The 6,473-nt window shown below is 67.4% G+C and carries 6 protein-coding genes and 1 pseudogene; 2 read left to right on the top strand and 5 right to left on the bottom strand.

Annotated elements, in window-relative coordinates; all coding sequences use genetic code 11:
• Both IT540_RS04435 and IT540_RS04440 read right to left on the bottom strand, forming a co-directional pair.
• Positions 1–359, bottom strand: a pseudogene (locus IT540_RS04435) (peptidase P60); the annotation flags it as partial.
• Entirely contained in the window at positions 356–1,807 is a 1,452-nt protein-coding gene (locus IT540_RS04440) for a leucyl aminopeptidase family protein (RefSeq protein WP_291173854.1), read from the bottom strand. The gene IT540_RS04440 and the pseudogene IT540_RS04435, both read right to left, overlap by 4 nt.
• Positions 1,808–1,914: 107 nt before the next feature.
• Here IT540_RS04440 and IT540_RS04445 point away from each other — a divergent pair, with 107 nt between their 5' ends.
• Both IT540_RS04445 and IT540_RS04450 read left to right on the top strand, forming a co-directional pair.
• Positions 1,915–2,574 (top strand): glutathione S-transferase family protein, encoded by a 660-nt coding sequence (locus IT540_RS04445; RefSeq protein ID WP_291173856.1) that lies wholly within the window; start codon positions 1,915–1,917, stop codon positions 2,572–2,574.
• A 110-nt stretch (positions 2,575–2,684) separates the two neighbouring features.
• On the top strand, positions 2,685–3,671 hold the full coding sequence (locus tag IT540_RS04450; protein WP_291173859.1) for a tetratricopeptide repeat protein: 987 nt from the start codon (positions 2,685–2,687) through the stop codon (positions 3,669–3,671).
• A gap of 141 nt (positions 3,672–3,812) precedes the next feature.
• On the opposite strand, the gene IT540_RS04455 is transcribed toward IT540_RS04450, so the two are convergent.
• The 3 genes from IT540_RS04455 to IT540_RS04465 all read right to left on the bottom strand — a co-directional run.
• Complete coding sequence (locus tag IT540_RS04455; RefSeq protein ID WP_291173862.1) at positions 3,813–4,790, bottom strand: type II secretion system F family protein; 978 nt, start codon at positions 4,788–4,790, stop codon at positions 3,813–3,815.
• A 17-nt stretch (positions 4,791–4,807) separates the two neighbouring features.
• Positions 4,808–5,818 (bottom strand): type II secretion system F family protein, encoded by a 1,011-nt coding sequence (locus IT540_RS04460; protein WP_291173865.1) that lies wholly within the window; start codon positions 5,816–5,818, stop codon positions 4,808–4,810.
• Positions 5,811–6,473: ATPase, T2SS/T4P/T4SS family (locus tag IT540_RS04465; RefSeq protein ID WP_291173868.1), on the bottom strand; the 663-nt coding region annotated here is incomplete at its 5' end. The genes IT540_RS04465 and IT540_RS04460, both read right to left, overlap by 8 nt.

The following is a 6,473-nucleotide window of genomic DNA, read 5'->3' on the forward strand; positions in this document are numbered from 1 at the left end:
ATGATCTCGCCGGTGAGCGCGGCGGCGGGAAGGTATCCGACATAGCGGTCGCGCTCGGCCTGAACCCAGGCCCAGCCTTCCGCCTCGTCGTAGACCCTCACGAGCTCGCCATAGAGAGCCTCGGTTTCGAGGCCGAGGGCGGGGTTCGGCTCGCGGCGAAGCGGCACAGCGGGACGTGCGATCTGGCGGATGATGCCCGCGGCGTAGCGCGGCGCCGCCACCTGTCCGCGCAGCGAGAGGGCCGCGAGGTCCGGCCGCACGGCGTGGCGGCGCGGGTCGATCGCGGCTTGCGGTAGCGGCGGAGGCGTGGCGGGGGGCGCCGCCTCTCCCTGCGCGTTCTGCGGCTTCTCGTCCGTCATGCGGTGTGCTCCTTGGCGAGCAGCGAGAAGATCGCGCGCGCGGTCTGCGGCTCGCCGCCCTTGGGGCCGAGGGGACGCGCGGCTGGCCGCCATCCGTAGAGATCGAAGTGCGCAAAGCGGCGTGCGTTCTTCACGAAGCGCTTGAGGAAGAGGGCGGCCGTGATGGCGCCGGCGAACGGCGCCTCGTAGACGTTGTTCATGTCGGCGACCTCGCTGTCGAGGTGGCGCTCGTAGCCGGGCCAGAGCGGCATGCGCCAGACGGGATCGCCGACAGCTGCCGCCTCCGTGGAAAGCGCAGCGGCGAAGGCGTCGTCGTCGGTGAAGAACGCGGGAAGGTCCGGCCCAAGCGCGACGCGTGCGGCGCCGGTGAGGGTCGCGAACACGAGCACCGTGTCGGGGCTCTCCTCGTCCGCGAGCGAGAGCGCGTCGGCGAGCACGAGGCGGCCTTCGGCGTCGGTGTTGCCGATCTCGACCGTCTTGCCGGCGCGGCTCACGAGAATGTCGCCGGGGCGGAAGGCGTCGCCGGAGATGCTGTTCTCGGCGGCGGCGATGAGGAGGCGCAGGCGCACGTCGAGGCCGCTCGCCATGATCAGCTCGGCGAGCGTCAAGGCTGCGGCCGCTCCGCCCATGTCCTTCTTCATCAGCAGCATGGCGGACGCGGGCTTGATATCGAGGCCGCCGGTGTCGAAGGTGATGCCCTTGCCGACGAGCGTGAGCGTCGGCGCGTCGGTCGCGCCGCCGGACTTCTGCCAGCGCAGATCGATTAGGCGCGGCGTGCGCGGACTGCCGCGGCCGACGGCGTGGATCATGCGGAAGCCCTTGGCGAGGAGGTCGTCGCCGACGGTGGCCTCGAGGCTTGCACCATGTTCGCGCGCGAGGCGCGCGGCGGCGGCCTCCAGGTCTTCGGGTGCAAGATCGGAGGCCGGCGTGTTGATGAGATCGCGCCCTTTCCAGACGGCACCGACCTGATCGACGATCGATTGATAGTCGATACCTGCTGGAACCTTGAGGCGCGGCGGCGGAGAGTCGGCGGCGGCGCTCTTGTAGCGGCGGAAGCGATAGGCGCCGAGCCCCCAGGCGATGGCGGCGAGGGCCGCGTTGGGCGTGTCGCGCCCGAGATGATAGAGGCCGGCCGGGAGGCTGGATGCGAGTTGTCCGACAAGCAACTCCGAGGGCCCGGAAGGATCACCTGCATGTCCGTTGCCGAGCCCGAGCGCGACACCTGCGATCGTGCCCGCCTTTCCCGGCAGGAGAGCCTGCTTCCTGGCGGTGCTCGTGAAGCGCGTGGCCTCGAGCCAGCGCTTCGCCGCGGCATCCACGGCGTCGCTCTCCGGGATGGGCGCCGCGTCGGAGACGAGCCAGATCGGTGTGCTCGGGCCGGCGGTATCGTGGGGGACCAGAACTTCAGTCGGGGAGAGCGCGCTCGCCACGGTGGTTTTTTCGGTCATGAAGGAGTCTTTTGTCTCGTGAGGATTGGCCGCTTGGACGGGCCGTCTATGATCGGGCATTATCCCTTCACACGCTCGGAAACACAATCGTAAGGGGGTTCGGTAGCATGGCAGGCGAAGGCTACAGACTCGTCATCGGCAACAAGTACACGTCGAGCTGGAGCCTCCGGCCGTGGCTCGCCATGAAAGAGGCCGGCATTCCGTTTGCCGAAGTGCGAATCAACCTGCGCGCGCCCGACAAGAAGGAGCAGATCCGTGCCCATTCGCCGGCCGGAAAGGTGCCGGTGCTGTGGGCGGACGATCTCATGATCTGGGACAGCCTCGCCATTCTCGAGTATCTCGCCGAGCGGCATCCCGACGCGGGGCTGTGGCCGTCGGATGCCCGCGCCCGGGCGGTGGCGAGGGCGGCTTCGTCGGAAATGCATTCCGGTTTCCAGGCGCTGCGCGAGCATTGCCCGATGAAACTCCTCGCCACGGAGCCTAGGGCCGAGCATCTGGAGCCCGTGCAAGCCAACATCCGCCGCATCGTCGAACTGTGGAAGGACTGCCGCCAGCGTTTCGGCGGCGATGGGCCATTCCTGTTCTCGCACTTCTCCATCGCGGACGCGATGTATGCGCCGGTGGCGTCGCGGTTCCGCACCTATATCGCCGATCTTGGAGAGTTCGGCGACGACGGCACCGCGGCCGCATACATCGACGCGGTGTTTGCGCTGCCCTCCATGAAGGAGTGGGCCGAGGGCGCTCGGGAGGAGCTGGCCGCCAGTTAACGAAGGGTTGTACTCCATTAAGTCTTTATTGACCGCTGTGCCGGAAAGTGACGGAAGGCTGGGCGCGTGCGCCCACACATACCCGTGACAGACGAGCAGTGGAGACATTCATGGCCGCCGACCTCGACGCGCCGCCGGCGAAGCCGGGACGACCTCTTGGCGTGCTGGCTGCCGTGACCGCGAGCCTCCTGCTCGGTGCATGTGCCCAGATCGGCGGCGAGGATAGCGGCGGGCTTTTCGCGGCCCTCACTCCGGCGCCGTCTCAGCAGGAGATCAAGGAGGCTGCGCCCTCCGAGCCGCGCGCGGCGGCTGAATACTGGAGCAAGCAGTACGAGAAGAACCCGAGGGACCTTGAGGCCGCGCTTTCGTATGCGGAGAGCCTCAAGGCGCTGGGGCAGAAGCGGGAGGCGCTAGCCGTGCTGCAGCAGGCGTCTCTGATCCACGGTACGAACCGGCGCCTCGCTGCCGACTACGGACGGCTCGCGCTCGAGCTCGACCAGACCAGCGTGGCGAAGAAGCTGCTCGAGGTGGCGGACGATCCTGCCAATCCGGACTGGCGCATCGTACTGGCGCGCGGCACGGCGTTCGCCAAGGAGGGCAGCTATCGCGAGGCGATCGGGTTCTACGAGCGCGCACAGGCGCTCAAGCCCGGCCATCCCTCGGTGCTGAACAACCTGGCGCTTGCCTACACGATGAGCGGCGAGCCGCAGCGCGGCGAGCAGCTCCTGCGCCAGGCGTCGGCGGCAGGCAGCGACAACTCCAAGGTGCGCCAGAATCTGGCGCTGGTGCTGGGGCTGCAGGGCAAGTACGACGAGGCGACGCAGATCGGATCGGTCGATCTTCCGGCGTCGGATGCGCAAGCCAACACGGCGCTTCTGAGAAAGATGGTCAAGGCGGATCCAAAGTCCGCACCGCCGGGCTCCGGATACGGCGAGCCGCCGGCGATGGCCTCGTGGGCGCCCGCTGTGGCCGAGGCGCCGGCACCCGTGCGGGCTGCTCCTGCGACGCGGCCGGCACTGCGTGCCAGCACCATCGAGACCGGCTCCGGCGCCGCGGCTGCGGACCCCCAGGCGGCGAGCCTGTTCAGTGCCGAGTAGGCTGCGCGCGTTTCATTTTACCCCGCCGACACTCTCCGTCATCCCGACCTGCGCCGGGATGACGTAGTTTCAGGGAATGGAACAAGTCCTATCGCCATGGGTGCGGCGGACGTGCGTGAGTCGTGTGTTCGGTCGGCGGACCTACTGCATCTTCCAGAAGGAGATGGCGGCGGGGCCGAGGATCACAAGGAACAGCACCGGCAGGAAGAAGACGATCATGGGCACGGTGAGCTTCGGCGGAAGGGCGGCGGCCTTCTTCTCCGCCTCCGACATGCGCATATCGCGGTTCTCCTTGGCCATCACGCGCAACGCCTGCCCAACCGGCGTGCCGTAGCGCTCGGCCTGGATGAGAGCGGTCGTGACGGCCTTGACGCTCGGCAGAGCCGTGCGCTTGGCCAGGTTCTCGAACGCCAGGCGCCGGTCGGGAAGATACGACAGCTCGGCCGTCGTGAGGGACAGCTCCTCGGCGAGCTCGACGCTCTGGTTGGCGATCTCCTTGGCCACCTTGCCGAACGAGGCCTCGACCGACATGCCGGACTGTACGCAGATCAGCAGCATGTCGAGGGACTCGGGAAACGCGACCTTGATCGCCTGCTGGCGCTTCTGCGCCAGGTTCTTGATGAAGACGTTCGGCAGATAGTACCCCGCGGCTGCCGCCAGCACGGAATAAAAGAGCTTCATGCCGGTCGTGTCTTGCGAGTCCGAGATCACGAACATGTAGAAGAGCGCTACCAGGAAGGCGAGCGGAGGGGCGGCGGCGCGGAAGAACATGAAGGCGACGAGCGGGGCTTCGCCGCGCAGGCCCGCCATCTTGAGCTGGTTGCGCAGCTCCTCGTTGTCGAACTGGGAGCGCAGGTCGAACCGGTCCACGATCTCGCGCATGAAGCCCTTCGGCGTCTGGCGGAGCTTGGCCTTCCCGCGCTGCTCCTTGCTCAGATCCGCGAGGCGCTGGGCGCGCAGCTTGTCGCGCTCGAGCGCCATCACGCGCATGCGCTGGTTCATCTGGTCACGCGCGAGGATCGGCATGACGAGCGCGAGGATGGTGGCGAAAGCGGAGACGGCCGCCAGCATCGTCGCCAGGAACGGCGGGGACATCAAGGTGTCGACGATCTCCTGCATCGGGTCCGCTTTCCGCGCTAGAACTTGAAATTGATCATCTTGCGCATGACGAGGATGCCGATCGACATCCAGGCAAGGCCGACGAGGATGAAGATGTTGCCGGTCCGGGTCGAGAACAGCGGCGCGATGTACTCGGGCGACGAGCTGGTCACCATGAACATCACGCCCGGAGGCAGGGCGGCCAGAATCATTGCCGATGCCTTGGCCTCGGCGGAGAGCGCCTTTACCTTCATCGCCATCTTGAAGCGCTCGCGCAGCACGCCCGAGAGGTTCGCGAGCGCTTCGGCGAGGTTGCCGCCGGACTGCTGCTGGATGGCGATGACGATGGCCAGGAACTTGACCTCCGGCAGCGGCATGCGCCGCGTCAGCCGGTCGAGCGCCTCGGACAGCGAGACGCCGACGCGCTGCTGCTCGATCACGTCGCGGAACTCGCTCGCCACCGGCTCCAGGCTTTCCTTGGCGATTACGCCGAGGCATTCGTTGAGCGGCAGGCCGGACTTGATGCCGCGCACGATGACATCGATGGCGTTCGGAAGCTCGGTCAGGAACTGCTTCTGCCGGCGCGCGGTGATCTTGGCCAGGACGAAGCGCGGCAGGCCGAGCCCGCCGACGAACAAGGCCACGACCAACAGTATCGGCCTCAACGCGGCGGCCGACGCCGGCAGGAGGGTGCTTGCGAGCGCGGCCAAGGCCACGGCGGACGCGGCGCTGGCGATCCAATAGGTTCGTGGCTCGATCTCGAGGCCCGCCCGTTCGAGACGCAGCCGCAGAGAGAGCTTCTCGCGCGCCTTCTGGCGGTTCTCCATGTCCTTCAGGCTGTCGGCGACCTGCTTCTTGCGGTTGGCGGCCAGCTCGGCGGCGGACTGGGTGGCAACTTTCTTGCTGCGCTGCTCGCTGACGCTGGCAACGCGCTTGTCTTTAACCCGGTCCGCGGAAATGTAGGGGTAGAGGAATGCGTACGCCGTCGCGGCGATGGCGATGGCCGCGATCAATGCCGTCAGCAGCGGCATCATGCCCGCATCAGACATTGGCTTCTCCCATCGGGCTGCCGTTGGAATCGAGAACCTCGGCAGCGGCGAGGGCGGCGGCAAGGCGGCTCTCTTCCTTGTAGTACTGCGCGCGCTCCCAGAACGCGGGACGGGCGATGCCGGTGGAGCGGTGGCGCCCGATGAGCCGGCCGTTGGCGTCCTCGCCGGTGATCTCGTAGACGACGAGGTTCTGCAGGGTGATGATGTCGTCCTCCATCCCCGTGACCTCGGTGATGTGGGTGATCTTGCGCGAGCCGTCACGCAGGCGCGCGGCCTGGATGATGATATCGATCGAGCCGACGATCATCTCGCGGATGGTCTTGATGGGGAGGGTGAAGCCGCCCATCATGATCATGCTTTCGAGACGGCTCAGGGCTTCGCGCGGGCTGTTCGAGTGCAGCGTGCCCATGGAGCCGTCATGGCCCGTGTTCATGGCCTGGAGGAGATCGAACGCCTCCGGGCCGCGCACCTCGCCGACGATGATGCGCTCGGGACGCATGCGCAGGCAGTTGCGGACCAGATCGCGCATCGTGATCTCGCCCTCGCCCTCGAGGTTCGGCGGACGCGTCTCGAGGCGGACGACGTGGGGCTGCTGGAGCTGAAGCTCGGCCGAGTCCTCGCAGGTGATGATGCGCTCGTCGTGGTCGATGCAGCC

Source organism: Hyphomicrobium sp. (assembly GCF_020852195.1).
In the GTDB taxonomy this organism is placed as follows: Bacteria; Pseudomonadota; Alphaproteobacteria; order Rhizobiales; family Hyphomicrobiaceae; genus Hyphomicrobium_C.

Bases quoted from the DNA above. Each gene is read 5' to 3' on its own strand.
- IT540_RS04440 (WP_291173854.1), bottom strand. From the start codon at position 1,807: ATGACCGAAAAAACCACCGTGGCGAGCGCGCTCTCCCCGACTGAAGTT.
- IT540_RS04445 (WP_291173856.1), top strand. From the start codon at position 1,915: ATGGCAGGCGAAGGCTACAGACTCGTCATCGGCAACAAGTACACGTCG.
- IT540_RS04450 (WP_291173859.1), top strand. From the start codon at position 2,685: ATGGCCGCCGACCTCGACGCGCCGCCGGCGAAGCCGGGACGACCTCTT.
- IT540_RS04455 (WP_291173862.1), bottom strand. From the start codon at position 4,790: ATGCAGGAGATCGTCGACACCTTGATGTCCCCGCCGTTCCTGGCGACG.
- IT540_RS04460 (WP_291173865.1), bottom strand. From the start codon at position 5,818: ATGTCTGATGCGGGCATGATGCCGCTGCTGACGGCATTGATCGCGGCC.